We start from the raw sequence: 24,055 nt of genomic DNA, 5'->3' as shown, positions 1-24,055 counted from the left end.
CCTCAGGCCGCTAGCGGAGTTGCCGAAAGATCCGGTGGACTCTGCGCGGCTAGTAGTGCTTTGTCGTACTCGGCTTTCCAGGTGATGCGTTCGGAGATGGCGTGCATGACCAGGTGGTCCCGTGGTGGCACGGATGGGTCGCCGGAATCGACCTTGCGCCAGACCAGCCGCGCCGGGTCCGGTGCTGGTTTCTCGATCCCGACCGCCGCCAGCGCCTCCAGGACGAAGGCTTTCCGGTCGGCCTTGTGGTCGACGAGCGTCTTCCCCGACCACTTGCGCGAGACCAGCACCCGCCGCCCCGACAGGCCGAGTGTGGTCCGCCGATGAGCCCTTCCTTTGCAGTGCCCCGGAGTCGTCTTTCTGTTGCCGCCCTTGGGGTTGATGCCGTAGAGCAGCCACACCGCGCAGCGAGGCGAGCACGGAGTCACCGACAGCTCCGCGTGCAACCGGTCGTGGTGATCCCTCTGCCTCGCGGTGTCGGCTTCGACGACCTCACCAGTCGATTTGGTGAGGTACTTGGTCAGGTAGCCGATATGCCGTCCGGCTTCTTCGGAGCCGCCGAGGATGCCCTTCGAGTGGACCTGACGGCCGAAGGTGACCATGTGCGCCGGGTCTTCCACGGCCTCTATCGCGTCGTCCCAGTCGGTCAGCGGTTCGCGGGTGTCCGGGTCGACGAACACTCGGCGGTCGCCGTCCCAGAGCGGCATCCGGTCGACGTAGACCACTTCGTCGTGTGCAGGCCACCAGACCTGGTGATAGGTAGCTTCGGTGACTTGCCGGATGACGTCGTGCGGGACCGATCCCCGGATCGCCGCGTGCAGGTGCGGGGCCGCGCGTCGTTGGGGTTCGACGGTGGCGAAGTACTGCGCGTCCCAGCCCACGACCCGCCGGAGGTTCTGCCACCACCTGTCCACCAGCGCCGAGAAGTGGACCGCGTCCCGAGCTGCACGCCGGTAGTCATAGGTCGACGGATCGACCGGGGAACCGTCGGAGCGGACTGGGCCGTAGGTGTCGCAGGCGAGCGTGACGAACATCGACGGCCGGAACCGTCCCGCGTACTCGCGGCCCACGGTGGTCTTGGCGACCTTGCGACGAGGGAGGTTCGGCGCGTCCTGCCGCCGCTTGGTCGAGCGCTTCACCGCCTTCTTGGTGGGCAGGTCGATGGAGGGGAGACGGCCGCGCATCCCGAGTTGCCGAAGTTCGTCGTCGACTCCCTGGATCTCCTCTCGTAGTTCGTCGGCCTCTGCCTGGTCGGTCTGTTGCCGGTAAGCGGCGACGAGGTCAGCCCGGAACGCCAGCAGCTCTGTTTGGGTCTCGGAGGGTGGCTCCGGGGTGAAGTCCGGTTCGGTGTCGATGTGCCAGCCTTCGCGGCACTGAACCTGTCGCAGCGCCTTCGCCTTGCGAGCACACGGCAAGCACACCGATTCGACCGTCGAGCCGCAGGGAACGGGGACGTACCGGAGTTCCCCGGTGTCGGTGTCCCCGACCTCCATCGTGAACGGCCGGACACAGACGCCGTGCTTCTCCGCTGTCGCTTTCACCACGTCCGACGCCAGCGGCTCTCGCATCCGGACGGCCCGGCTTTTGGCCGGCATGGTCACCGCGGATTCCTGGGCGCTCATCAGGCCGCCACCTCCCCAGGGCTGTTCCACTGCCGCAGGACGAACACCGGCATGTCCTGCCGCATCCCCGTCGGAAGGTCCGGGAAGGTCGCTTCGTCGAACCAGACGCCGCCGTAGACGACCACGGGGATGCCACAGGGAGTCCGGCCGCTGAGTTCCAGGTGCACCGAGCCGCCGCCCGCAGGACGCCACAGCGAGGCCGTCACGTCGTCGAGCGAGGCAGCCCAGGTGAGCAGGCCACGGGCAACGTCCTCAAGCCGGTCGGAGTCGAGTTGCACCGTGATCGGATCAGGCCCGACCCCAACTCGCACGGACGCGGCCGGAGGGAGCGCGAACGAGTCGAGGTGATCGCGGATCGCGTCGAGGAAGACCATCAGCCGGTTCATGCCTCCCTCCCTTCGGAGAGTCCAACTACGTGAGCGCCACAGTTGGTCACGTAGGACTCCAGGGCCTTGATCTCCTCGTCGGTGACCCATCCGGCCCGGACGCGCAGGGGCTCACGGACGCCTTCGCCCCAGACGTAGCCGACCCCGGCTTCGGAATCACCGATGCGGTTCGCCCACGCGCCTCGTTCGTATGCGCCGTCGCCGAGGACCATCCCGACGTGGGTCTTGGAGGTCACCCGCAGGCAGACGCGGCGCGGGAACAGCTCTCGAACCGGGACGGTGTCTTTCGTGGGTTCCTGGACGTAGCCGCGCACCGTGATGCCCAAGGCCCGCCCCTGCGTCGTGAGAAGCGCGACCTTCTCGACGATCGCGTCACGGGTTTTGCGGTCGGTGTACTTGGTCAGCGCGCCGATCTCGTCGAACTCCAGAACCTCTAGCGGATGCTCGACGCTGATCGGGATCATGCGCACGCGTCCGGCGAACTTGTGCTTGCGGGCTTCCATCTCCTCAAGCAGGCCGTCGAGGAGTTCGAGCGACTGCTTGCCGGTCACCGCGTACCGGGCGAAGATCCCGCGCCCGTAGGCGAGTTCCATCCCCTTCGGATCGATCCCGGACACCCGGACCACACCAGACCGGATCGCGGGTGCGGCCGACACCAGCGGGCACCACATCACCGAGTTCTTGCCCGAGCCGGTCGCGCCAGCGGTCAGGCAGTGCGCGCCCGAGCCGACCAGCGGAATCCGCCAGTCCGAGCCGTACTCCGTGGTCCCGGACCACACATGCCGCAGATCCACGCCGAGCTCATCGGGCGAGACCAGGTCGGGAACCGGCAGGGAGGTCACCGCGGATTTGAGCAAGTCCCGGCGCTGGAAGTCGATGGAGACCACGTTGGGCTCCAGCTCCCGCACCTGGCACCGCTTGACCTTGCGCGCCACCGCCAGCGCCCGTGCGGCCTCGTCGAAGTCCTCGGGCTTCTGCCCCGGAACGAGCTGCACCCGCACCTCATCCCACGACGGCCCCGACCGGACCTTGAGCACCTTCGGCACCTGCACAGCCCGAGACGCCGAGGCGGCCTTGCGGGAGAGCAAACGTCGACGGCCGACCAGGTTCACCGTCACTTCCACCGGCAGCGTCTCGTCCCGGATGCTCAGCCCGCAGGCGTGCAGCCAGGCCGGGAGCTTGCGCGCGTAGACCACCCAGCGCATCCACCACGAGCGCAGGAACCGGCCGCAGTGCTGGTCATAGGACACAACGTCGATCAGCCGCCACGACACCAGCACGACGACGACTGAGCCCGTCACGACCGTCAGCGACAGCCACCCGAGACACTGCCACCACGCCATGATCCCCACGACGGTGAGGCTGGTCCGCCAGCGCGTGATGACTTGCTTTCCCAGCCATAGCAACGATTTCAGCAGCCACCAGAGAGCGATGAACACCAGTGCGGCCGCCGCCAGGACTTCCAAGATCGTGGCGAGCGCGCGGCCGATCTTGTGCAGCAGCCACACCACTGCACCGAGCACTCCGCCGCCGACGAGAAGTAAACCGATCCCATTCATCGGCGACCACCGCCGGTCAGATCCAGCGGCAGCATGCCCTGGCAGGGAGCACATTCCGTCTCGCCGGGGAGCAGCTTGGCGAACCGCTTACAGACTGTGCAGCGCGTTCGGGTGACCCCGTCTAGCGGTCGCTTGTTGCCATCGTTTAGCGTTGTCATTGTTCACTTCCAGAGGTTGTGGACAGCGCAGGAGCGGCAAGGTTGGTAGCCGGATTCCGCTTCTGCGCCTTACAGGACAAGAAAAGCGTTTGAGGATGTGTTTGTACGCCGCACGTCCCCACGTGCGTTTTTCGCTCTGTCATTCAGTTTTCAGCTGGCTTGCGACTTCCCCTCTTGGATCTTCGCGGCCACCTCCTCCGCCTTGCGCTCCTCATAGCCCACCCAGTAACGGAGTTCGTGGTGGTGCGCGCGATCCACATCGGACACAGCCCGGTACATGCGCGCGTTGGCCTGATGGAATTTCAGCCAGGTCGTCAGATTCGACCCCGGCTTCGGACGATGAGCCGAGGCGACCATGTGCGCGTCTGCCAGTGTCTGTGGCTCATTCCGGCCTGGTGTCGTCATCGCGCACCGCCTTGTGTTTGTCGAGGAACACGGCCAGTTCGTCCGCGCTGTCGCGGATTTGGCGAAGGAGCCGGATGAACTCCGGCCACACGGCTGGGTCGGACGGCGGCAGGATCGCCAGGCTGTCTGGATCCAGGTAGATCACCAGTGCCGGGTTCGCCGAACCATTGCCCTGCATTCCCGCGACCGCTTGCGGCCCCGGCTTCCACATCGCGTTGAACGCCACGGACCTGCCCTTCCTCGCCGTACGCGCGCATCTCCCACGACCGCGCGTTCTCCTCGAATCCCTCAGCCGCAGCCGTCACGGCCGCGAGAACCCACCACGGCAAATGGCCATGAGCGGCCAGGTCCCGCCAGGACGCCGCCACCGCCACCGAAGCGACAGCCAGGTCATGCGCCGCCAACGCATCAGCGCCGGATGCCGTCCTGGCCGTCAGCGCGCTGTAGTTGCGGTAGGCCATCTCCCACGCCTGGACCAGGTGCGGAGGAACCACGACCACACGGTGGCTCCCCGGCACCCCGCCCGGCATCACGCAGCCTTGGGCGTTGACTCGGCAGCGCCCGAGGTCCGCGACGACTTCGACGCCCCACCCGACACCGCAGCCTTGAAGCCGGTCGCGCGGAACATGTAGGACTGGTACTTGAACTCGCCCTGGCCAGTCACCTTCGGCTCAGCCGTCAGGCCCTCCAGCTCGATCGGCCGCATACCCGGCAGCACCTCCGACGTCGTCGGCACCGGCTGCACATCCGCCAGCAACGTGATCTCAAACGACGCGCGCTTCGCCTTGACCTCGTCCGGGTCGGTCACCGTGACCTTCCACTGACGCTTGCCCGTCACCTCGTCGACCCGCTGGCGAGCCGGACGACCCGCTGCCCGGTCCTCACGCGATTGGTACTCGTTGTCCGGCGACACCTCGCCGACCATGACCAAGCCCTGCCCGAACGCCTCGTCGAAATCGATGGGGAATCGGAAACCCTTGTAAATAGCCATTTTGTTGCTCCTAGATGCGTGTGATCAGTCGTTCTTGCGCGTGACGGCGTCGTCGGCAGCGTCGGACCATTGGTCATGGAAGGAGGAGGAATGCGAGCGCGTGCGGTGCTGGGTTTCGCACCACTCGCTGAACTCGCTGGCAGCGGCCGCGAGACTCTGCGCGAACCGTGCGGTGTCCATCAGGCCGCCGATACGGGCGGGCACCTGGACGATGAAGGAGGTCTCTTCGCTTCCGGCGACGAGCTGACGAACGCCAGGAGAGGGTGAAACCACCGCCGCGCCGTAGCCGACGAGGGGCTGAATCACCACGTGAATGCCCATGTGTGCTCTCCCGATGTCTCGGTCTCGGCGAGCCCGGTCGGGCGCGCTGGACACAGGAGACACCCAGTGAGGAGCCTCACCCCGGACAAACTGTCCGGGTAGGGACTAGCGGGGGAGAGGAACGGCCGCGTTCACCGCGGAAAGCACCGCTGACCAGGGCAGCTCACGGCCCGGGGCGCTCCGCGGTTCATGCAGTGGCCACACGTCGTCCCCGTACACAAGACGCACGCCAGCACGCCGCAACGCGTCGATGTGGGTTTCCCAGGACGGGTGACGAGCGTGCGCGGCGTTCACGCGCGGGAAGACGACGACCGGCAGGTTGAGCGTCCCGATGGCCTCGTTGACCTGCGTCAGGGCTTGATTGTCGGCGATGCCCATCGCGAGCTTGGCGACCATGTTCGCCGAGGCGGGCGCGACCAGGTAGCAGTCCGGGGCCGGATGCGGGCTGCTTTCGGCCGGCGAGCGGGGTTCGACCCGGACCGGGAATCCGGTGGCCTCCTCGATCTCGGCGCGGCCGCCGTTCTCGTCCAGCCAGCGGCCCGCCGTCGGGGTCAAGGTCACCGCGACCGTCCAGCCGTCCTCTTGGAGAGGCCGGATCACGCGCGGAAGAAGGTCTTCAACTCCACCAGCACCCGAGCCCACCAGGCCCAGAACACGCGACGCCACCCGACCTACCTCACTGCGCCGCAGCGCTCAGCCAACGCCAACAACGGCGAGGACTTCTTACCAGCCGTCGCCGGAGCACGGCGATACATCGACCGCACGACCTCCCGCACCGCCGTACTGTGCCGGACGATCCCCGGAGCCTTCTGCTCCGCCGTCAGCAACGCCGACAACGCCTCGTCGTCCTTCGCGACCAGGCTCAACGCCCGCGCGAAGTCGATCAGGTGCGTGACCTGCCGCTCTACAGGCAGATGGTCGACGGTGATCCTCGGGGCCGACTCGATCACCTGCGAAATGTCGCCCAGATCCAGGGCAGCCGACAGCCGGTGAAGCTCGACGTTGGCCGGGCCGAACCCGGTCTGCCAGTGGTTGGCGTCCACGCCGAGCTGATCAGCCGCCCGTCCCGCGTGAGACAGCAGCTCGTTGGCCGTCGACCGGTCCTGTTGCCGAGCAGCGGCGACGGCCGTCCGCAGGTAGAGCATCCCGTAGAGACTCAGCGCGGCCGGATCACCATCGCGCATCCTCGGAACGAGCCACTTCGCGGCCACGTCACCCAGCTCAAGCGCGTCATCGAACCGGCCGACCGCCAGGAGCGCATGAGTGCCGGAACGGGCAGCCGAGGCCAGGACCAGCGGGTCATCCGCCTCGTCGGCCGCCTGCATGGCGCGCTCTGCCGCGATCCACGCGAGGTCGGCTTCACCGATCTTGCTCAGCGTCGTCGCGGCCAGGTGGTGAACGCGGGCAGACACCGCTGCACAGGCCCGCCGGTAGGCCGCGTCATCGGCCGAGGCGTACTCCATGCCCTGACTGGTCTTGATCAGGCCCGGCAGCGCGGCGACGACGCGGCCGAGGTCGCCCTTCTGATAGCTGGACCAGGCACCTTCCACCAGCTGAGCCACGGGAGCGGGGTCGATGTACTCCGGCGACATGGCCGAGGAGAATAGGGTGCGGGACAGGCGCCGAGGGGCCATGAGTGCGTCGCGGATGGCCGGGACGTCGTCGTTCTTGTCCTCATCCTCCATCAGCACGGGCTCGCCGAGGAGGTCTCCCAGCGTCACCCGCAGGCCCCGCGCGACGTCGGCCAGCACGTCCAGGCGCCGGATCTCGCGTTCACCGCGCTCGATCTTGCTCAGCCAGTCCTCAGTGCGGCCCACCAGGTCCGCAAGAACCGCCTGCGAGAGACCACGCCGCCGCCGGTAGAAGGCAATACGCTCCCCGATGCTGAGCTGATCACCCGCACCACGCATACCTCCAGGCTAACAGTGTCCGGGTGGCGAACAACATTGTCTCTACGCGTGCCCAGCTCAAAGCCATAAACTGCCTGTATGCGTGGGCAAAGGCCTGTGGCGAGGCGTTTTGAGGCAGTAAATGCTCGGATGGAACGAGCATCCCGATCTCTCGTATCGCGTGTTAGTGCGTCCCAGTTGGTCGTGTAGCAGCCCTCCAAAGGAAGTACATATCTGACATTTCGAAATCACGTTTCTCATCGAAGAACTTGTATAACTGCGGAAGGGGTGTAGCTGCGGCTGCAACGCCTGCAGCGACCACGAGTGGCATCGAGAAAAGTGCTCCAAATGCTGCGGATGTGACACCCAAGGTAAGCCCTGTTCCAATCTTTCGATACAGCGACCTCGCGCTAGACTTGGAACTCTTAAGGAGGTCGCTGAAAGCTGGAGATAAATAGTTTTTCTCAACTTGAGTTGCTATTTCTGCGGGTGCCTTCGATCCGGTTCTCTCTATTGCCTCCCGTATCGCTCCGGCCAGGCTATTTCGAAAAGAAGAAAACTCCTCCGGAAGCTCGCGCTTTAACTGGAGAAGGTCGGTTATTCCGATATCTTTGAGGATTGGGATGGAAATATGGTAGGCCACATCATCCACGGTTGGCGCCGAGGTTTCACCAAAGTAGCCATCAAAGAATCCTGTTTGCGCCGTGGCTGCCAGCGGAATTTGAAGCGCTTTGGCGGCGCCAACATCTGACACCATAACTGCTATTTTGCCTGCGACCACTTCTTCAACAACCTCACGCTTCGTGGGTTTCTCCTTGCGTTGCCATGTGGCGCTGACTGGGAGTCCCTTAAGAAGTGGATGCCGAACAGAGGTTGACCAGCGCTCGTCTTCGAGCTTGTTTACTCTAATTACGCCTTCGGTTAGAATTCGATCAATTGTCCGGTTTGCAACGTCGGGATCGGCGATTCGGCCAATGCCGAGCTGGTCCGCATGTATCATCATATGATGACGGCAGTACATGTTCGGACGATTTAGAAAGTATGTGTAGTCGGCTAGGCCATTGACTCGCATTTCAAGCAGGATTTCGACATCATGCGCAAGCGTTTGAGAAAAGTATTCAAAGTCGGCATCGCTTGAAATTCCAGCTATTTCGTCACTGTAAGTTAGAGGCGAAGGTCCTTCCATGACCACGTGATCGAAGAACTGTAGCAATCGAGTTAGATTATCGTTGATTAACACCCGACGGCAATTGGGGTGTATGCACGCGGATCGGCCTCCGATTTCAAAGCCATATCCGGTCGCAATCGTATGCGCGCGATGCGGAATTCTAACCGAAGGGAGCGTTTTAGGCTGACTCTCGCAAAGCTCGTAAAGTCGTTCCATCGGCGTGGCAAACCGAATTCTGTCGTAAATTTGTTCGCTAGCTGTAACATCGAATTCATCGACCCAATCCAGGAGCCAATGCCTGCCTGGTGTCAGCTTAGCCTCCATGCTTGCCCCTCCCGAGCTCTGAAGTCGAAATGTCACGTTACACAGGTGAGCAACAGCTGAAGGTTTGGTCAGGCAGATGGCATCAGGGCGCTGCCGAACTTGGCTCTATGGGATCAAGGGCGCGCCGCCGCTGGGCGGCGCGCCGGGCGCGTAGGTAGTCCCTCGCCTGGGCGGCCGCGCCGGTACCCGACACGGCGGGCTGCCGCTCCGCTCCGCCCACCGGCCGGGCGACGCGGCCGCCAGCGGGTCACCTTGCGCAGCGCCACCCAGCGGCAGCGCGCATGTCCCCATAGCCAACGTCGGCCCTCCTCAACGAGCGTCGTGACATACCGGTCGTCCGTGTATCGCCACCTGTTACGCCCAGTCGTCGATCCCCTCCATCCCGACGCCTGATCGTGACAACGGCCGGTAACACCGCGTCAAGGCTGGAAAGCGTGCCTTGACCCGATGCCACCGGCCGCGTGCTGGCTTCGTATCGGGATGAAGGGGGAGGTGTGGGCAGGGTTCGCCAGGCCGTCTACAGGCCGTCTGACGTCGGGTAAGGCCAAGATCCGCCGAGAACTGTCGAGAGACGTTTAAGCAGCTCAGAGGCCATTTTCAGGCAAGATCGCCAGCGCGGCCGAAACCGGCCGAGAGATCACGCAGATCTACGAAGGCACCAACCAGATCCAGCGCATGGTCATGGCCCGCGCCCTGCTCAAGGGCTGATTTCCGCCGTAAGTACATGAAGGCCCCCTTCACTGCGCTAGACGCAAGGAAGGGGGCCTTCATGTACCCAGGGGCGCGTCAGCCGAATGATCCGTCGCCGCGTTCCGTGAAAGCTGTACAGCCGTCGTGTTCGAAGCGGACCATTCCGTCGAAGAACGAACGCGCATTGGTGCAGGCGCCGTAGTCGTCGCCGAGCCGGCCGTGCAGGGCGACCCAAAAGACGCATCCGCCGCATTGCTCACCCTGTCGGTCGCCGAGGCGGTTGAATCGTTCGCGCCACCGCGCGTGGCACGCGCGGTTGAACTTCTCGTCGTCGCCCGACCAGGGCTGGTTCGTGTCGGGCACGGTGTGAGGTTAGAGGCGTCCGTATGCGCAGGCGATCGGTTTAACCCTCGGTGAGATGCTTCACGGAAGTACGGCGATCATGGACCGCCGGTGTCACTCTCGAAGGATGTTCTGGTTCGCTCCGGTGTCGTGGACACCGCACGACGAGGCCGAGCTGATCGCCGGCTGGCGGTTGTGGCTCGAACTCGGGGATCGCACGTGGCCGTCGGCCGCGTGGGACGGGACGGCGGCCGACGTCGTCAAGCCGCTGCGGGAGCTGGTCGCGGCCTGCGATGAGATCGAGACGGGATACCGCGCCGCCGTCGACGAGCCGTCCGAGGAGTTCATCCGGATCATCCAGTTCCTCGTGTGGACCGTCAGCACGGTCATCGAGCTGTGGGCCGACGACGAGGTCCCGCTCGACGCCGAGCGGATAGCGTTGCTGCACGCCGATCTGGCCGGGTTCGCCGAGCAGGCCGAGCGGGTGCTCGAGGTGCTGGCCGTCAGCGGCGGCTGGACGGGTCTGGCCGCGGAGCATCGGCGGACGGGTCGTTGAGCGACGCCGGATTCTCGACCCAGGCGAACCGCGATCCCGCGAGGTGCTCGTCCAACGGGCGGTCGAGGGAGAGCAGGGTCACCGGATTGCCGAACGGGTCCTCGCCGGGCGCGATTTCGTAGCCGAGCCGGACGACGGACTCTTCCTTTTCCTCGGACTCGACTTCGTGACGGGTGACACCGTCTTCGATCGACCACGTACCCCCGAGGTTGCAATAGAACCTCAAGACCAGTTCGCCCGGAGTCGCCCAGGTGAAGCGGGACACCGCGAATTCGGTGCTCCAGCTCGACCACTGGAGCCATCCGGAACCGTCACCGCGGAACGCCAGGTCGACGGACTCGACGCTGCCCGGATACACGATCTCGTCCGACCAGAGACCGATCAGCCGTTCGTCCGCCACGGAGGGGATTCTGCCGTACGGGGGATTCCTTTGAAGACATGCCGCCGACCGTGTGCGGTTCCTGTCGGGTACCTGTCGATCACGCTCCGGAGGTGCCGTCGGAGGCGCCCGGTGCCCTACCGTGATCCGGGTAAGTTGAATATTCACCGACCAGAAAGCTGATACCCGATGTTCGCTCGTTTCAAGGATGTCGCCCTCATGCTGGGCCGGATCGGTGTCGGTGTGGTCTTCCTCGCACACGGCCTGCAGAAGTGGGAAAACGGGATCGACGGCACCGCGAAGTTCTTCGAGCAGACCGGAATCCCGCTCCCGACGCTCGCGGCGATCTTCGCGATCGCGGTGGAGATCGTGGGAGCCATCTTGTTCATCGTCGGTTTCCTGACGCCGCTGGTCGGCCTCGGCTTCGTCGTGGTCTCCGTCGGCGCTCTGCTCTCGGTGCACCTCGACAACGGCCTCACCGGCCAGGGCGGTTACGAACTCGTCCTGGTCCTGGCGGTCGCCGGGCTCGCGCTCGGTTTCAACCCCGGCAAACTGTCGCTCGACCACGCGCTCTTCGGACGCAAGCGTGAGGCGAAGCAGCTCCAGGACGCCTGATCCACTGCGATGAGCGGGGCTTTCATCGGCAGATGGAAGCCCCGCTCATCGCGCTTCAGGAGGGGAGATCCGCGGTAGTCCGCTCCGCTTCGCGCCGGGAAGCGAGTTTGGCCGGATCCGCGTCGGTGACCTGGACCAGATGCGCGCCCGCCGCCAACGGCGTCAGGAATCCCGAGAGGATCCCCTCCGCGCCATCCCATTCCACAGTGGACAGAATCCGGTCGTCGGCGGAAAGCCCGAGATCGGAAGCGCGAGAGCGCGCCTCGGCGAGTATTTCCTCCACAGTGGACGAACCCAGCGCCGGAGTGTCACCGGGAATGGGGAACAGCGGGCTGAACTGGTCACCCGAAAGGCGGGCTTCGGTCAGGTAGTCCATCGCCCCGTCGGGTACGGAGCCGGCGGGCAGCCCGAGACCCATGGGGTGCAGCGAGACGACGGCCGTCGCGGCGGCGTCGGAGGCGCCGCCCGGGGCGACGAACGCCACCCGGGCGCCCGCGGTCTCCGTCACCACCCTGGCGCCGCACCACCACGCGCCCAGCAGCACACCGGCGGTCTGCCAATGCGACGGCAGCACCACGGCGACCTCGTCGCCCGGTTCGACGTCGAACTCGTCGACCAGCCAGTTCGCCGTTTTGGCTGCCCAGTTCACCGTGGTCGCCACGGACAGTTCGACCCGGCTGCCCTGCTTGTCGTCGTAGTGCGTGATCAGCGGTTTCGCGGGCGACCCGAGTACGGGCCGCAGCAGCAGTTCGGTGAGGCTCACGCCCCCAACGCTAGTTCACGCAGGGAACGCTCGACGCGGCGAGCAGCGGAGCAGCCCCGGCCGCCCCGCCGCCACCGCCCCGGCCCACCAGACCGGAGACGAACGACCGCACGGCGGCGGGGTCGATCTCGACGATGCTCTGGCCATCGGCGCTGCGGCCGTTGATGTTCACCACCGGGATGGTCGTGAACATCAGGTCGCCGGACGCGATCCCCTTCGCCTGCTGCGCGAACTCCAGCAGGTCCAGTCCCTCGTCGAGGACGATCGACCGGCGCACGACGTCCATCAGGCCCGCCATCGTCGACGGGCTGGTCAGCGTCCCCGCCGAGAGCACCTGGTTCAGCGCCGACGACAGGAACGTCTGCTGCCGCACGATGCGGTCGAGGTCGCCGCGCGGCAGGTTCTTGCGCTGCCGCACGAACGAAAGCGCCTCGCCGCCCGACACGGTCTGTTCGCCGCGCCGGAAGTTCGCGCCGGAGTCCTTGTCCTCGGTCGAGTGGTTCAGGCAGACCCTGACGCCGCCCAGCGCCTCGGTCAGCAGATAGAACCCGAGCAGGTTGACCTCGGCGTAGTGGTCGATGCGGATCTTCGTCAGGTCCTGAACGGTCTGGACCAGTGCCTTGCGGCCTTCCTGATCGGAATCGCGTTCGAGTTTCGCCTGGTCGGATTCGCCGCGATGCGCGTTCGCGTAGTTGGTCTTCGCGACGCCGTAAGCCGAATTGATCTTGTTCGGGCCGCGGCCGGGGATCTCGGTCCAGGTGTCACGCGGGATCGAGACACCGGACGGTTTCCCGCCGTTCTTCGGGATCCGCAGGATGATGATGGTGTCGGTGTTGACGCCCGGCTTCTCTTCGGTGCGCAGTTCCTTGAGCACCCGCAGCGGCAGCGGATTGCCCTGCGCGTCGGTGCGCGCGTCGCTGCCGACCAGGAGGATGTCGTTCGCGCCGTCGTCGGCGGGCGGGGCGGCGGGGTCGTCGGGTTTGCTCAGGGCGTTCGTCGTGGGGACGTTGTTCTGCAGCTGGTCCTTGGTGACGTACGCGTAGCCCGTCGTGCCGAGGGCGAGCAGCGACACGAGGCCGACCGCGATCCGGCGGGTGATCCGGCCGGCACGGCGCAGCGGGCGCTCGGGAACGGCGAGCGTGCCCGAGACAGCTTCGTCTTCAGCGGGGGCCGACGGCTGGGGGAGCGGCCGATTCCGCGGGTACGGCGTCGGAACGAACCGGGGCTTTTCGTCACTCTCGGTGTCCGATTTGGTGTCCTCTTCGGACTTCGGCTCCTCGTCGTCCAACTGCTCAGAACGTTCGTTGACGCCCTTGTCCTCGTCGCTCATCCCTGATCACCTCCCCTGGCGCTGCCGTTGTCCGATCGTAGGAGAAGGCTAGGCCACCGTGAGGTCGGCCACGCTGAGTACCCGGGATTAATTGACGCAGGGCACATTGCCCGCGACGATCGGCGTCGTGCTGGGCGCCGCCGGAGCGCTGGAGGGCGGCTGAGCGGGCTTCGAGGGTGTCGAAGTCTTCGACGGCGCCGTGGTCGCGGTCGCGCCCTTGAAGTCCTTGCCGAGCAGCACCCGCACCTTGCCGGGGGCGACGTCACGATCCGCCTCGGCCTGCACCGCGGTGCCGAAGACCTGCTTGATCAGGGCCAGCGCGTCGTCGTCGCCCGGCGCGTACCGGACGACCGTCGAGTTACGGGTGCTGAGCTTGGTGTCCGCCGCGAGTTTGAAACCCTTGCCCTGCAACAGGTTCCGGGTCTCGGTGGCCACCGTGGGCGAGCCGGATCCGTCGAAGAGTTCGACGGTCACCGCCTCGGCGCCCGGCAAGGTGGCCGGAGTCTCGGCCGGTGGCTTCTCACCGTCGGCGGTCAGACGGGTGACCTCGGCCTGCACCTGCGCCGGGTCTACCCGGAGCACGGCGGCGCCGCCGATGGTCGCGTCGCCTTGGGTCGGAATGGTGTGGAACTCGACGTTTCCGCTGGTCAGCCCGCGCATCTGGGCGGCGAACTCGGGCAGATCCCAGCCCGCCGACAGGACGACCGACTTCTTCACCGCGTCGATCAGGTCGGAGATCTTCGCCGGGTTCATCAGGACGTCGGAGGAGAGCACCTTGTTCGCCAGCCCCGACAGGAAGGCCTGCTGCCGCGCGATCCGGTCGAGGTCGCCGTTCTGCAGGTCGTAGCGCTGACGGACGAACGCGAGCGCCTGCACGCCCTCGACGGTGGACTTGCCCGCGGGCAGGTCCACGCCGGACTTCTTCTCCTTCACCGCGTTGTTGAGGCAGACCTCGACGCCGCCGATCGCCTTGGTGATCTCGTAGAAGCTCGACAGGTTCACCTCGGCGTACCGGTCGATCATCTTCGGCTTGCCGATGAACTTCTCCAGCGTCGCGATCAGGTTCTTGCGGCCGGCGTCCTTGGCCTTGGCGTCGACGTCCTTGAGGTCGGAGTTGCCCTGCTGCTGCAGCGTCTTCGAAGTGTCGTTGTAGGCGTACACGTACGCGCTGTTGAGCTTGTGCTTGCCGAAACCGCCGGTGATCTCGACCCACGAGTCACGGGGGAAGGAGATCGCGACCGCCTTCTTACCGTTCTGGGGGATGTGCACCAGGATCATCGTGTCGGTCTGGCGCTCGCCGTCCGAAACGCCGGCGTGCAGCATGTCGAGGACCTCGCGCGGCAGCGGGTTGCCCTGCGCGTCGGTGCGGCTGTCCTGGCCGACGAGCAGGATGTCGATCGCGCCGTCCAGCGGTTTCGCCGGCGGGTGGCCGTTGTCCTCGAAGATGTTCGTGGTCGCGAAGCCCTGCGACGGGTCACCGATGAACTGCCAGCCCCACCAGGTCAGCGCCAGGATCGTGATCGAGACCAGGCTGAACACGACCTTCACACCGCGGCGGGCGAACACCACGACGCCGCCGCCACGGCGCGCCGGAATGGGTGGCCCGGGCCACTCGGTCACGTGCGGTCCTCCACGAATCTCCCCAGGGCACACGCGTGCCACCCCGGTAACTCTACTGATCCTCGTGTTAGACGTCCGTAGGCTGGTGAAAGGTTGCCCCGGTCGTGACACACTCGGCCGGTCGGTGAAGTCGTAGAGGGAGGATCGCGGGATGCGAGTGCTGGTCACCGGTGGTGCCGGATTCATCGGTTCGCATTACGTCCGGCAGGTGCTGACGGGCGCGTACCCGAGCTTGGCCGACGCCGAGCTGATCGTGCTCGACAAGCTGACCTACGCGGGCAACGAGGCGAACCTGGAGCCGGTGCGCAAGAATCCGCGGTACCGGTTCGAAAAGGGCGACATCTGTGACGCCGCCCTGGTCAGCGAGCTCATGCGGGGCGTCGACCTGGTCGTGCACTTCGCCGCCGAGTCCCATGTGGACCGTTCGATCGCCGGCGCCGCCGACTTCGTGCTGACCAACGTGCTCGGTACGCAGACCCTGTTGCAGGCCGCGCTCGAGGCCGAGGTCGGGAAGTTCGTCCACGTGTCCACGGACGAGGTCTACGGCTCGATCGACGAGGGTTCCTGGGCCGAAGACCACGCTCTGGAGCCGAATTCGCCGTACTCGGCGTCGAAGGCGTCCTCGGATCTGTTGGCCCGTTCGTTCTTCCGCACGCACGGGCTGCCCGTCTGTGTCACGAGGTGCTCGAACAACTACGGTCCGTACCAATTCCCGGAGAAGGTCATCCCGCTCTTCGTGACCAATCTGCTCGACGGCAAGAAGGTCCCGCTCTACGGCGACGGGCTCAACGTGCGTGACTGGCTGCACGTGGACGATCACTGCCGCGGCATCCAGCTCGTCGCCGACGGCGGCAGGCCGGGCGAGGTCTACAACATCGGCGGCGGCACGGAATTGACCAACCGCGAGCTGACCGAGCGGCTGCTGACTGCCCTCGGGGCGGACTGGGAGAGCGTCGAGCCGGTCGAGGACCGCAAGGGGCACGACCGCCGGTACTCGGTCGACATCACCAAGATCTCCACGGAGCTCGGCTACGCCCCGCGTCAGTCCTTTGAGGACGGTCTGGCCGACACGGTCGCCTGGTACAGCGGAAACCGATCGTGGTGGGAGCCGCTGAAGAACCGTGCGGGGGCGTGAACAGGTGCTGAGCATTCTCGTACCGGGCGGATCCGGTCAGCTGGGGCGGGATCTCGCGGCGCTGGCCCCGGATGCCGCGGCACCGTCTTCGTCGGAGCTGAACGTGCGCGACACCGGCCAGGTCGTCGCCGCCGTCACCGAGCTGGCGGACCGGGCACGGGCTGCGGGGACGTCGCCCGTGGTGATCAACGCGGCGGCCTACACCGCGGTGGACGCGGCGGAAACCGATGAGGAGCGGGCGTTCGCGGTGAACGCGGACGGTCCCCGGGTGCTGGCCGCGGCTTGCTCGTCGCGCGGGGTGCCGCTCATCCACGTGTCCACGGACTACGTGTTCGCCGGTGACGCGACTTCGCCGTACGAGCCCGGCGACCTGCTGGGCCCGCTCAACGCCTACGGCCGGACGAAGGCGGCCGGCGAGGACGCGCTGCTCGGCTCCGGAGCCCGGTCCTGGATCGTGCGGACCTCCTGGGTGTACGGCAAGACCGGGTCGAACTTCGTGAAGACCATGGCGCGCCTGGAAAAGGAACGCGAGGAACTGTCCGTAGTGGACGACCAGACCGGTTCGCCGACCTGGTCGCGCGACCTCGCCGCCGGGCTGCTGGAGCTGGCAGGCCGGGTCGCCGCGGGTGATGGGCCTTCGCAGCGGGTGCTGCATTGCACCGGTGGCGGGTCGACGACGTGGTGCGGGTTCGCGAAGGCGATCTTCACCGAACTCGGCGCGGATCCGGCTCGGGTGAAGCCATGTACGACGGCGGAATTCCCCCGCCCGGCGGCGCGTCCGGCGTACGGGGTGCTGTCGAACGCTTCCTGGCGCGAGGCGGGTCTCACACCGCTTCGAGACTGGTCCGACGCGCTGAAGGCCTACTTCGCTTCCTGACCCGCCCGCGTTTCGTCCTCTGAATGCGGTCCTTGCGTGTGCAACTACAGCATTCAGAGGACGAAACGCGGGAGATCAGTGCTTAGTGCTCGCCTGGCGGTACGCGGCGACGGTGAGTTCGGCGCACGCGCGCCAGGTGAAGTTCGCGACGTGGGCGCGGCGCGCGGCCGAGGTGGCGACGGCGTGCGGGTCGCTGACGGCGATCCGCAGCGCCTCCACGAGCCCGTCGACGTCCTCGTAGGGGACCAGGCTCGCGCAGTTCCCCGCGACCTCGCGCAGCGCCGGGATGTCCGTGCACACCACGGGAACGTCCGATGCCAGCGCTTCCAGCACCGGGAGACCGAAGCCCTCGTCGCGCGACGGCAGCACCAGCGCGCTGGCCCCGGCGACGACACGCCGGAGGTTCACGTCCGACAGGTAGCCGACGTGCCGCGAACGCGAGCCCACCGAGAACGAACCGGGGCCGACGAACACCAGATCCGGCAGATCCGGCGCGGCCTCGTGGGCCTGCTGGAGCCAGTGCAGTCCCTTCCGCGGCCCGGGGGCGCCCGCGAAGAGCAGGTACCTGTCCGGGAGGCCGAGTTCCTTGCGGCGTTCCGGATCCGGCGGACGCGCGGTGAACCACGCCGGGTTCACGCCGAGCGGGGTGACGATGATCTTGCCGCGGTCCACGTCGAGCCGTTCGGCGACCTGATCGGCGACGGCGTTGGTGGGCGTGCAGATCGCGTCGGCGAGCCGGGCCCCGCGCCGGACCAGCCGCGGCAGTTCGTGATCGCTCGGCGCGAGCTCCTCGGGAGCGTCCAAAAAGGCCAGATCGTGGATGGTCACCACGCCCGCCGCGCGGAACCGGCCGGGCAGCACGAAGTTGGTGCCGTGCACGACGTCCGTCGGCCCGGCGAACAGTTCCACCGGCGGCAGCTGCGAACGCAGCCACGCCTTCCGCAGCAGCCGCGCCGCCACGGGCATGCCGCGGGCCCGGACGCCGTGCGGGAGCACGTGCCGCAGGCGCCGCCAGCCGCGCAACGTGAACGCGACCGCGCGAGTGTCCACTTCGGACATCGAGGCGAGCTCTTCGGACAGGGCGACGGTGTACCGGCCGATACCCGTCCTGGCACCGAGAAGCGGGGTCCCGTCGAGCAGGACGCGCAAGGGGCGGTCAGCCACGGCCGAGCCTCTGCTTGGCGACCTTGACCACGCGGCCGCCGACGCGCCGCGCGAGCTCCTTCGGCCCGCCGTCGGCGAGATACTCGCGGATCAGGTCGACGTCGCGGCGCAGCATTTCCTTGCCCCGCACCGGCGCGGTGACCACGAGGTCTTCCGAGCCGGGCAGCCGGTCGGCGGCGGGTCGCGGGTTCCGGCAGAACTCCACCAGCGGCTTCAGCGCTTCAGGCCAGGCGTAGCGCTGGGCGACGGCGGCCATCCGCTCGACGCAGCCCGCGGCGAACTCCTCGTCGTACAACGCTTTTTCCAGCGCGTCGGCCAGCGCGTCCACGTCTTCGGCGGGGACGACGACGCCGAGCCGTTCCTCACGGACCAGGTCGGCGAACGAGTCGCCGTCGGTGGTGACGATCGGCAGCCCGGCCCACAGGTAGTCCAGCACCCGCGTGCGGAACGCGAACGTCGTCTCGACGTGTTCGTAATGCGTGGTGACACCGCAGTTCGCGTCGAGCAGCCAGTTCTGGCGCTCTTCGTACGGCACCCACTGCTGGTTGAAGAACACGTGTTTGCCGGTGAGCCCGAGCGTGTCCGAGAGGAGCATCGTGCGCGCGCCGATGTCCATCTCGGTGACCTCGGGGTTGGGATGCTTCATCCCGAGGAACACCAGCCGGACGTCGCCGCGGCGCTGCCGCAGCCGTTCGATCGCCCGGACCAGGGTCAGCGGGTCGAACCAGCTGTAGACCCCGCCCGCCCACAGCACGACGTGATCGGTCTCGCCGATGCCGTCCAAAGTGGACCGGAGGCCGGGGCCGGTGCGCACGGGTGCCTGCGGGGACAGGCCGAACGGGACGATCGACAGCAGCGACTGGGTGGTCGGGTCGGCGTCGTACAGGCGCGGCGAGAGCCTGCCCATCGCGGCGAGGTGGCCCAGCCAGAAGTGGCGCTGACGCTCCGAAGCGCACAGGAAGAAGTCTCCGCGCTCCAGCTGCGCGTCGAGGACCTTGGTGACCCCGATGAGGTCCAGTGCCCGTTTGTCGTCGGGCACGCCCTTGCCCTGTTCGAGCAGCTCCAGGTGCATCGGGTCGTACAGGTCCGCGACCACGATCTTGTGCGCGTACTGCTTCTTGAGCGAGGGCGCGAGCTCCAGCACGTGACCCTGCAGGATGATGATGTCGGCCCAGGCGATCGGTGTCTCCAGATCGCGCCGGGTGGCCGCGCTGACCCGGAACGCCGCGGGCGGCGGGTCGGCGAGGGGGTTGATCGTCACCAGGTGGACGTCGTGCTCGGTGGCCAGGGTCGCGGCCATGTTCCAGGCGCGGATCGCCGGGCCCGCCATCCGCTCGGTGATCGCGTCGCCGGTGATCACCAGTACCTTGCGGCGCTGCCCGAAGAGCGCGTCGATGCCGAACGTCTCGACCAGGACATCGTGCGCGGCGAGATAGCGCGGCAGCGGATACGCGGGCTCCAAGGCCTTGCGCAGCAAGGGAAGCAGATCGGCGTCGGTGCGGACGCGGGCGGCCTGCTCGGCGGCGCGCGACTCGGCGAGCGACGGCAGCAGTTCGACGAACTGGTCGATCGCCAGCACGCCGGCCAAGGTCGTCCTCGGCACCTCGACCGGCCCGGTTTCGGCGGGGCCGGCGCCCTGGGCGAGATCGAACCGGGTGGCGTCGAGGTCGCCTCGCGCCGTCGCCCGGCGGACGGCCAGCGCCAGCGCGGCGGGCAGCGCACGCGAGAGAGTTTCGTCGGAAAGGTTCTTGTACAGCGCGGCCAAGGCGTTGCGTTCGAGCAAGAACGTCTCACGCCCGGAGTCCGGAGCGTCCACTGTGGACATCGTGGCGTGGTGCTTGTGATAGGTCAGCGACTCCGGCACGTAGCGCACTCGCCAGCCGCGCAGGTTCAGCCGCCAGCCGAGGTCGACGTCCTCGTAGAACATGAAGAACCGCTCGTCGAACCCGCCGAGCTCGGCGAACACCCCGGCGCGGACGAACATCGCCGAACCCGTCGCGAACAGGACGTCCTTGGCGATCTCGTGGTCGGCGGCGGGGACGTCGTCCAGCGGGCGGCCGGCGTGGCGTTTGTAGCCCATGCCGAACCAGGTGAGGCCCGCGTCGACGAAGTCGGTGCCGGTGCCGTCCCAGTCGAGGACCTTGCTGGCCACCGCGGCGACGGCCGGCTGCGCGCGCAGCTCGGCGACGGCCGCGCCGACCCAGCCGGGAGCCGGGCGGGCGTCGTTGTTGAGGAAGGCGAGGACGGTGCCGGTGGCGTGCTTCGCGCCGAGGTTGCAGCCACCCGCGAAGCCGGAGTTCACCGGGGACTCTACGAGCTTGACGCCCGGCGCGGCTGCCTTGATCTCGGCCACGTCGGTGCCACCGGAGGCGTTGTCGACGCAGATGACCTCGAGGTTCGGGTAATCGTGTTCAGCGAGTGCGCGCAGGCAGGTGACGGTGTCGGCGGCCCCCCGGTAGTTCACGACGATCACCGAGACGACCGGTTGCGTTTCCCCCTGCGCCAAAGCCGTACTCCCTGCACTCGATTGGACCAAGCTTAAAGCCCGGCCCATGCGTCCCAGACCGCGCCTCGGCCCAGTGTCGCCCGTCGCCCGACGGCCCGCCGCTCGACCAGCGTGCGCGGCAGGCGGGCGGCGACGGCGCCCAGGACGCGGCACCGGAGCATCGGACGGAAGTTCGGCGCCGCCGGTTTCCCCCGGAGCGGCAGTACCGCGGTCAGGACCGCGAACTTCACCAGCTGACGGATCGCCACCGCGCGCGGTGCGCACCGCAGGAGGGTGAGGAGGCGGTTGCGTTCATTCCACAGGTGGAACCGGACCGAACCCGGCCGGGTGCTGGCGCCATGCTGATGGGTGACGTCGGCTTCGGCGCTGACGACGTCCCAGCCCGCCAGCCGCAGCCGCCACGCGGTGTCGGTGTCCTCGTAGTAGCAGAAATAGGAGGCCGGGACGCCGCCGACGGAACGGAGCGCCTCGACGTCGAGCACGGCCGCGCCCCCGCAGAAGCCGAAGATCTCTCCGGCGGGTTCCGGCAGGTCGGCGCCGTGGCCGTCGGCCGTCAGGCGGACGCCGGTGGACTGGACGGTCCCGTCGGCGAGCGTCAGCCGGGCGCTCACGGCGGCGGCGAGCGGCGCCTTCGCGAGCGTGTCTTCGCAGGTCGCGAGCCACTCCGGCGTCGGAGCGGCGTCGTCGTTCAGCCAGGCCATCAGCGGAGTGTCCACTTTGTCCAGTGCGGCGGCCATGGCGCCCGCGTAGCCGGTGTTGCGCCGCAGCCGGAGTACTTCGGGCTTCGACGGATGGGCGGCGAGCAGGGCGGCCGTTCCGTCGTCGGAGGCGTTGTCGACGACCAGGGTCCGATGCGCACGGGACTGCGCGGCGAGGGCGTCGAGGCAGGCGGTGATGTGCGCGGCGCCGCGCCAGGTGACCACGACGACGGTGGTGCTGGTCATGGTGGAGAGAATAGAGACCATGCCCGAACTGGTCGTGCTCGCCGAGCAGCTGCTGGCGCCGGTCCCCGGCGGGACCGGCCGCTACACCGGCGAGCTGCTGCGCGCCCTCGCCGGGACGGCGCCGCCGGGCTGGACGGTGTCGAGCGTGGTCGCGCGGCACGCCGACATCGAGGCCGCGGTCGTCGAAGGGGTCGCGGGGCCGCGCGTGCTGCCGATCCCGCCCCGGGGGCTGATCGCCGCGTGGCAGCTGGGCCTGCCGTGGTGGCCGGGCGGCGACGCGGTCCACGCGCCGACACCGCTCGCGCCCGCCCGGGTGCCGAAGGGGCGGACGCTGTCGGTCGCGGTGCACGACACCGTGCCGTGGACGCATCCCGAGACGCTGACCCCGCGCGGTGTCACGTGGCACAAGGCGATGATCGCGCGGGCCGCGTCGCGGGCGACCGCGCTGACCGTGCCCACGCGAGCGATCGCGGACGAGCTCGCCGGGCTGGTGCCGGTTTCGGTGCCGGTGCGCGTGATCCCGCACGGGGTGCGGCCGCCCGCCGGATTCGCCGAGGTCGCGCTGCCGGAGCGGTACGTGCTCGCGATCGGAACGATCGAGCCGCGCAAGGGCATCGACGTGCTGATCGACGCCGCCGGCCGGATCGGGGTGCCGCTGGTGCTGGCCGGTCAGCCGGGCTGGGGCGGCATCGACCCGACGGCGCTGGCGCGCGAGCACGGCGCCGACGTCCGGGTGCTGGGGAAGGTGAGCGACGCAGAGCTGGCGTTCACTTTGCGGGGCGCGTCGGTGCTGGCGATGCCGAGCCGCGCGGAGGGGTTCGGGCTCCCGCTGGTCGAGGCGATGGCGGCCGGGGTGCCGGTGGTGCATTCGGACGCTCCTGCACTGGTCGAGGTGGCCGGGGGAGCGGGCGTCACCGTCCCTGTCGGGGATGCGCAAGCGCTTGCGGATGCCCTTCGGGACGTCCTCGACCACCCGGAGCGTGCGGCGGCGTTGCGTGACAGTGGTCTCAGCCGTTCGAGTGAGTTCACGTGGCAACGGGCCGCTTCCGCCGTTTGGGGCCTCCACCTGCGCGATTAGTTTCTCGGTTCCCCACCGCGGACCCAGGGCGCCGCCGTACCCTCCTAGGGTGACCGATGACCCTCGCGTGCTGATCGACGCGACCGCCGTTCCCGCGGACCGGGGTGGCGTCGGACGTTACGTGGATTCGCTGGTCGCGGCGCTGGACGAGGACGGCGCGCGGATCACCGTCGTCTGCCAGCCGCGGGACGCGGTGCTGTACGACCGGCTCGCGCCCGGCGCGCGGATCGTGCCCACCTCACCGTCGACATCGACCAGGACGGCCAGGCTGACCTGGGAGCAGGCGACCCTGCCCCGGCTGGTCCGGCGGCTCGCCGCCGACGTCGTCCACTCGCCGCACTACACGATGCCGCTGGCCAGCCCGGCCGCTTCGGTGGTGACGCTGCACGACGCGACCTTCTTCACCGACGCGGTTTTGCACTCTTCGGTGAAGGCGCGCTTCTTCCGCGCCTGGACCGCGACGGCGCTTCGCCGCGCGACGCTGTGCGTCGTACCGAGCATCGCGACGGCGGCCGAGCTGGAACGCGTCGGCCAGGTGCGCACGGCTGAGCTGGAGATCATCCACCACGGCGTCGAACCGGATCGGTTCCATCCGCCCTCACCCGCCGAGATCGAGGCCGCGCGCAAGGCCGTCGGGCTCGGTAAGACGCCGTACGTGGCGTTCCTCGGCGCGCTGGAACCGCGCAAGAACGTGCCCGCGCTGATCCGCGGCTTCGCGCACGCCGTGATCGGCAGGCCGAACCCGCCTGCCCTAGTGCTGGCCGGGCAGCCGGGCTGGGATTCGCAGGTCGAGCGCGCGCTGGACGCCGTTCCGCACCGGCTGCGGGTGATCCGGGCCGGATACCTGCCGTTCGACACGCTCGCCGGTTTCCTCGGCGGCTCCGAACTGGTCGCTTATCCGAGCCTCGGCGAGGGATTCGGGCTGCCGGTGCTGGAGGCGATGGCGTGCGGCGCGAGCGTGCTCACGACGCGACGGCTTTCGCTGCCGGAGGTCGGCGGGGACGCGGTCGCCTACTGCGGTGTCGGCGCCGGTGACGTCGCCGCGGCCATCTCGGAGCTGCTCGACGCCCCGGCTCGCCGGGCTGAGCTGGCCGAAGCGGCGCTTCGGCGGGCGAAGGAGTTCTCGTGGGCGACGACCGCGGAGCGGCACCGTGAGGCTTACGCGAAGGCTTGGTACCGGCATGCGCAGCGGCGGGCGAGCTGACCCACCTCGTGAGTGTTGAGGACGGTTCT

The 24,055-nt window shown here is 67.8% G+C and carries 24 protein-coding genes; 6 read left to right on the top strand and 18 right to left on the bottom strand.

The genetic code is table 11. The features are described from left to right. Positions 1-2: 2 nt before the first annotated feature. The 11 genes from MJQ72_RS36595 to MJQ72_RS36545 form a co-directional block, all read right to left on the bottom strand. Positions 3-1,622: a replication initiator gene (locus MJQ72_RS36595; RefSeq protein ID WP_240595601.1), complete on the bottom strand. Its 1,620-nt coding sequence runs from the start codon at positions 1,620-1,622 to the stop codon at positions 3-5. Then, positions 1,622-2,008 carry a hypothetical protein gene (locus tag MJQ72_RS36590; RefSeq protein ID WP_240595600.1) on the bottom strand — a complete coding sequence of 129 codons (387 nt, stop codon included), beginning with the start codon at positions 2,006-2,008 and terminating at the stop codon, positions 1,622-1,624. Before MJQ72_RS36590 ends, MJQ72_RS36595 begins: the two co-directional genes overlap by 1 nt. Next, the gene (locus MJQ72_RS36585) at positions 2,005-3,567 is read right to left on the bottom strand and encodes an FtsK/SpoIIIE domain-containing protein (protein WP_240595599.1); all 1,563 of its coding nucleotides are present in this window, start codon (positions 3,565-3,567) and stop codon (positions 2,005-2,007) included. The genes MJQ72_RS36590 and MJQ72_RS36585 overlap by 4 nt, the downstream gene beginning before the upstream one ends. Before the next feature lie 308 nt (positions 3,568-3,875). Continuing rightward, positions 3,876-4,130 (bottom strand): AMED_5909 family protein, encoded by a 255-nt coding sequence (locus MJQ72_RS36580; RefSeq protein WP_240595598.1) that lies wholly within the window; start codon positions 4,128-4,130, stop codon positions 3,876-3,878. Beyond that, complete coding sequence (locus MJQ72_RS36575; protein ID WP_240595597.1) at positions 4,108-4,356, bottom strand: hypothetical protein; 249 nt, start codon at positions 4,354-4,356, stop codon at positions 4,108-4,110. Before MJQ72_RS36575 ends, MJQ72_RS36580 begins: the two co-directional genes overlap by 23 nt. A 303-nt stretch (positions 4,357-4,659) precedes the next feature. Further along, on the bottom strand, positions 4,660-5,121 hold the full coding sequence (locus MJQ72_RS36570; protein WP_240595596.1) for a hypothetical protein: 462 nt from the start codon (positions 5,119-5,121) through the stop codon (positions 4,660-4,662). Between the two features lie 24 nt (positions 5,122-5,145). Continuing rightward, the gene (locus MJQ72_RS36565; RefSeq protein ID WP_016331156.1) at positions 5,146-5,442 is read right to left on the bottom strand and encodes a hypothetical protein; all 297 of its coding nucleotides are present in this window, start codon (positions 5,440-5,442) and stop codon (positions 5,146-5,148) included. A gap of 105 nt (positions 5,443-5,547) precedes the next feature. After that, complete coding sequence (locus MJQ72_RS36560) at positions 5,548-6,108, bottom strand: flavoprotein (protein ID WP_396426904.1); 561 nt, start codon at positions 6,106-6,108, stop codon at positions 5,548-5,550. Positions 6,109-6,113: 5 nt separating this feature from the next. Beyond that, positions 6,114-7,352 carry a helix-turn-helix domain-containing protein gene (locus MJQ72_RS36555; protein WP_240595594.1) on the bottom strand — a complete coding sequence of 413 codons (1,239 nt, stop codon included), beginning with the start codon at positions 7,350-7,352 and terminating at the stop codon, positions 6,114-6,116. Positions 7,353-7,515: 163 nt separating this feature from the next. Next, positions 7,516-8,823, bottom strand: coding sequence for a hypothetical protein (locus MJQ72_RS36550; protein ID WP_240595593.1), 1,308 nt, complete (start codon positions 8,821-8,823; stop codon positions 7,516-7,518). Positions 8,824-9,609: 786 nt separating this feature from the next. Beyond that, positions 9,610-9,876 (bottom strand): DUF3027 domain-containing protein, encoded by a 267-nt coding sequence (locus MJQ72_RS36545; RefSeq protein WP_240595592.1) that lies wholly within the window; start codon positions 9,874-9,876, stop codon positions 9,610-9,612. Between the two features lie 106 nt (positions 9,877-9,982). Here MJQ72_RS36545 and MJQ72_RS36540 point away from each other — a divergent pair, with 106 nt between their 5' ends. Further along, positions 9,983-10,411, top strand: coding sequence for a hypothetical protein (locus MJQ72_RS36540; RefSeq protein WP_240595591.1), 429 nt, complete (start codon positions 9,983-9,985; stop codon positions 10,409-10,411). Here the strand turns inward: MJQ72_RS36540 and MJQ72_RS36535 are convergent. Further along, positions 10,359-10,811, bottom strand: coding sequence for a hypothetical protein (locus MJQ72_RS36535; protein ID WP_240595590.1), 453 nt, complete (start codon positions 10,809-10,811; stop codon positions 10,359-10,361). The genes MJQ72_RS36540 and MJQ72_RS36535 overlap by 53 nt on opposite strands. Before the next feature lie 168 nt (positions 10,812-10,979). On the opposite strand from MJQ72_RS36535, the gene MJQ72_RS36530 reads away from it, so the two are divergent. Further along, positions 10,980-11,405, top strand: a complete 426-nt coding sequence (locus MJQ72_RS36530; protein WP_240595589.1) for a DoxX family protein — start codon at positions 10,980-10,982, stop codon at positions 11,403-11,405. A gap of 55 nt (positions 11,406-11,460) precedes the next feature. Here MJQ72_RS36530 and MJQ72_RS36525 read toward each other — a convergent pair whose 3' ends face one another. From MJQ72_RS36525 to MJQ72_RS36515, 3 genes are all read right to left on the bottom strand, one after another. Next, positions 11,461-12,168, bottom strand: coding sequence for a TIGR03089 family protein (locus MJQ72_RS36525; protein ID WP_240595588.1), 708 nt, complete (start codon positions 12,166-12,168; stop codon positions 11,461-11,463). A gap of 10 nt (positions 12,169-12,178) precedes the next feature. Next, positions 12,179-13,498 (bottom strand): LCP family protein, encoded by a 1,320-nt coding sequence (locus MJQ72_RS36520; RefSeq protein ID WP_240595587.1) that lies wholly within the window; start codon positions 13,496-13,498, stop codon positions 12,179-12,181. Between the two features lie 87 nt (positions 13,499-13,585). Continuing rightward, positions 13,586-15,118: an LCP family protein gene (locus tag MJQ72_RS36515; RefSeq protein ID WP_240595586.1), complete on the bottom strand. Its 1,533-nt coding sequence runs from the start codon at positions 15,116-15,118 to the stop codon at positions 13,586-13,588. A gap of 151 nt (positions 15,119-15,269) precedes the next feature. Between MJQ72_RS36515 and rfbB the strand changes: the two genes are divergently transcribed. Together rfbB and rfbD are read left to right on the top strand one after the other, a co-directional pair. After that, positions 15,270-16,253: a dTDP-glucose 4,6-dehydratase gene (rfbB, locus tag MJQ72_RS36510; protein ID WP_240595585.1), complete on the top strand. Its 984-nt coding sequence runs from the start codon at positions 15,270-15,272 to the stop codon at positions 16,251-16,253. Positions 16,254-16,257: 4 nt separating this feature from the next. Continuing rightward, positions 16,258-17,130, top strand: a complete 873-nt coding sequence (gene rfbD / locus MJQ72_RS36505; protein WP_240595584.1) for a dTDP-4-dehydrorhamnose reductase — start codon at positions 16,258-16,260, stop codon at positions 17,128-17,130. A gap of 75 nt (positions 17,131-17,205) precedes the next feature. Here the strand turns inward: rfbD and MJQ72_RS36500 are convergent, their stop codons facing one another. The 3 genes from MJQ72_RS36500 to MJQ72_RS36490 are packed head-to-tail and all read right to left on the bottom strand — an operon-like array spanning position 17,206 to position 21,744. Beyond that, a complete protein-coding gene (locus MJQ72_RS36500) occupies positions 17,206-18,294 on the bottom strand; it encodes a glycosyltransferase family 1 protein (protein WP_240595583.1) in 1,089 nt (362 codons plus the stop codon). Further along, complete coding sequence (locus MJQ72_RS36495) at positions 18,287-20,800, bottom strand: glycosyltransferase (RefSeq protein WP_240595582.1); 2,514 nt, start codon at positions 20,798-20,800, stop codon at positions 18,287-18,289. The genes MJQ72_RS36500 and MJQ72_RS36495 overlap by 8 nt, the downstream gene beginning before the upstream one ends. Before the next feature lie 32 nt (positions 20,801-20,832). Then, positions 20,833-21,744 (bottom strand): glycosyltransferase family 2 protein, encoded by a 912-nt coding sequence (locus tag MJQ72_RS36490; RefSeq protein ID WP_240595581.1) that lies wholly within the window; start codon positions 21,742-21,744, stop codon positions 20,833-20,835. 19 nt (positions 21,745-21,763) lie between these two features. Between MJQ72_RS36490 and MJQ72_RS36485 the strand changes: the two genes are divergently transcribed. Together MJQ72_RS36485 and MJQ72_RS36480 are read left to right on the top strand one after the other, a co-directional pair. Further along, positions 21,764-22,822 carry a glycosyltransferase family 1 protein gene (locus MJQ72_RS36485; RefSeq protein ID WP_240601512.1) on the top strand — a complete coding sequence of 353 codons (1,059 nt, stop codon included), beginning with the start codon at positions 21,764-21,766 and terminating at the stop codon, positions 22,820-22,822. 67 nt (positions 22,823-22,889) lie between these two features. Beyond that, positions 22,890-24,026: a glycosyltransferase family 1 protein gene (locus tag MJQ72_RS36480; RefSeq protein ID WP_240601511.1), complete on the top strand. Its 1,137-nt coding sequence runs from the start codon at positions 22,890-22,892 to the stop codon at positions 24,024-24,026. Positions 24,027-24,055 lie beyond the last annotated feature (29 nt).

This window comes from Amycolatopsis sp. EV170708-02-1, from assembly GCF_022479115.1.
Classification (GTDB): domain Bacteria; phylum Actinomycetota; class Actinomycetes; order Mycobacteriales; family Pseudonocardiaceae; genus Amycolatopsis.
Note: the sequence above shows the minus strand (reverse complement) of the source record. Positions and strands in the feature narration are given on the sequence as shown.

Excerpts from the sequence above, each read along its gene's own strand:
- MJQ72_RS36590 (WP_240595600.1), bottom strand. The coding sequence starts at position 2,008 with ATGAACCGGCTGATGGTCTTCCTCGACGCGATCCGCGATCACCTCGAC.
- MJQ72_RS36530 (WP_240595589.1), top strand. The coding sequence starts at position 10,980 with ATGTTCGCTCGTTTCAAGGATGTCGCCCTCATGCTGGGCCGGATCGGT.
- MJQ72_RS36555 (WP_240595594.1), bottom strand. The coding sequence starts at position 7,352 with ATGCGTGGTGCGGGTGATCAGCTCAGCATCGGGGAGCGTATTGCCTTC.
- MJQ72_RS36485 (WP_240601512.1), top strand. The coding sequence starts at position 21,764 with ATGCCCGAACTGGTCGTGCTCGCCGAGCAGCTGCTGGCGCCGGTCCCC.
- MJQ72_RS36490 (WP_240595581.1), bottom strand. The coding sequence starts at position 21,744 with ATGACCAGCACCACCGTCGTCGTGGTCACCTGGCGCGGCGCCGCGCAC.
- MJQ72_RS36565 (WP_016331156.1), bottom strand. The coding sequence starts at position 5,442 with ATGGGCATTCACGTGGTGATTCAGCCCCTCGTCGGCTACGGCGCGGCG.
- MJQ72_RS36595 (WP_240595601.1), bottom strand. The coding sequence starts at position 1,622 with ATGAGCGCCCAGGAATCCGCGGTGACCATGCCGGCCAAAAGCCGGGCC.
- rfbB (WP_240595585.1), top strand. The coding sequence starts at position 15,270 with ATGCGAGTGCTGGTCACCGGTGGTGCCGGATTCATCGGTTCGCATTAC.
- MJQ72_RS36520 (WP_240595587.1), bottom strand. The coding sequence starts at position 13,498 with ATGAGCGACGAGGACAAGGGCGTCAACGAACGTTCTGAGCAGTTGGAC.
- MJQ72_RS36570 (WP_240595596.1), bottom strand. The coding sequence starts at position 5,121 with ATGGCTATTTACAAGGGTTTCCGATTCCCCATCGATTTCGACGAGGCG.
- MJQ72_RS36540 (WP_240595591.1), top strand. The coding sequence starts at position 9,983 with ATGTTCTGGTTCGCTCCGGTGTCGTGGACACCGCACGACGAGGCCGAG.
- MJQ72_RS36585 (WP_240595599.1), bottom strand. The coding sequence starts at position 3,567 with ATGAATGGGATCGGTTTACTTCTCGTCGGCGGCGGAGTGCTCGGTGCA.
- MJQ72_RS36550 (WP_240595593.1), bottom strand. The coding sequence starts at position 8,823 with ATGGAGGCTAAGCTGACACCAGGCAGGCATTGGCTCCTGGATTGGGTC.
- MJQ72_RS36580 (WP_240595598.1), bottom strand. The coding sequence starts at position 4,130 with ATGACGACACCAGGCCGGAATGAGCCACAGACACTGGCAGACGCGCAC.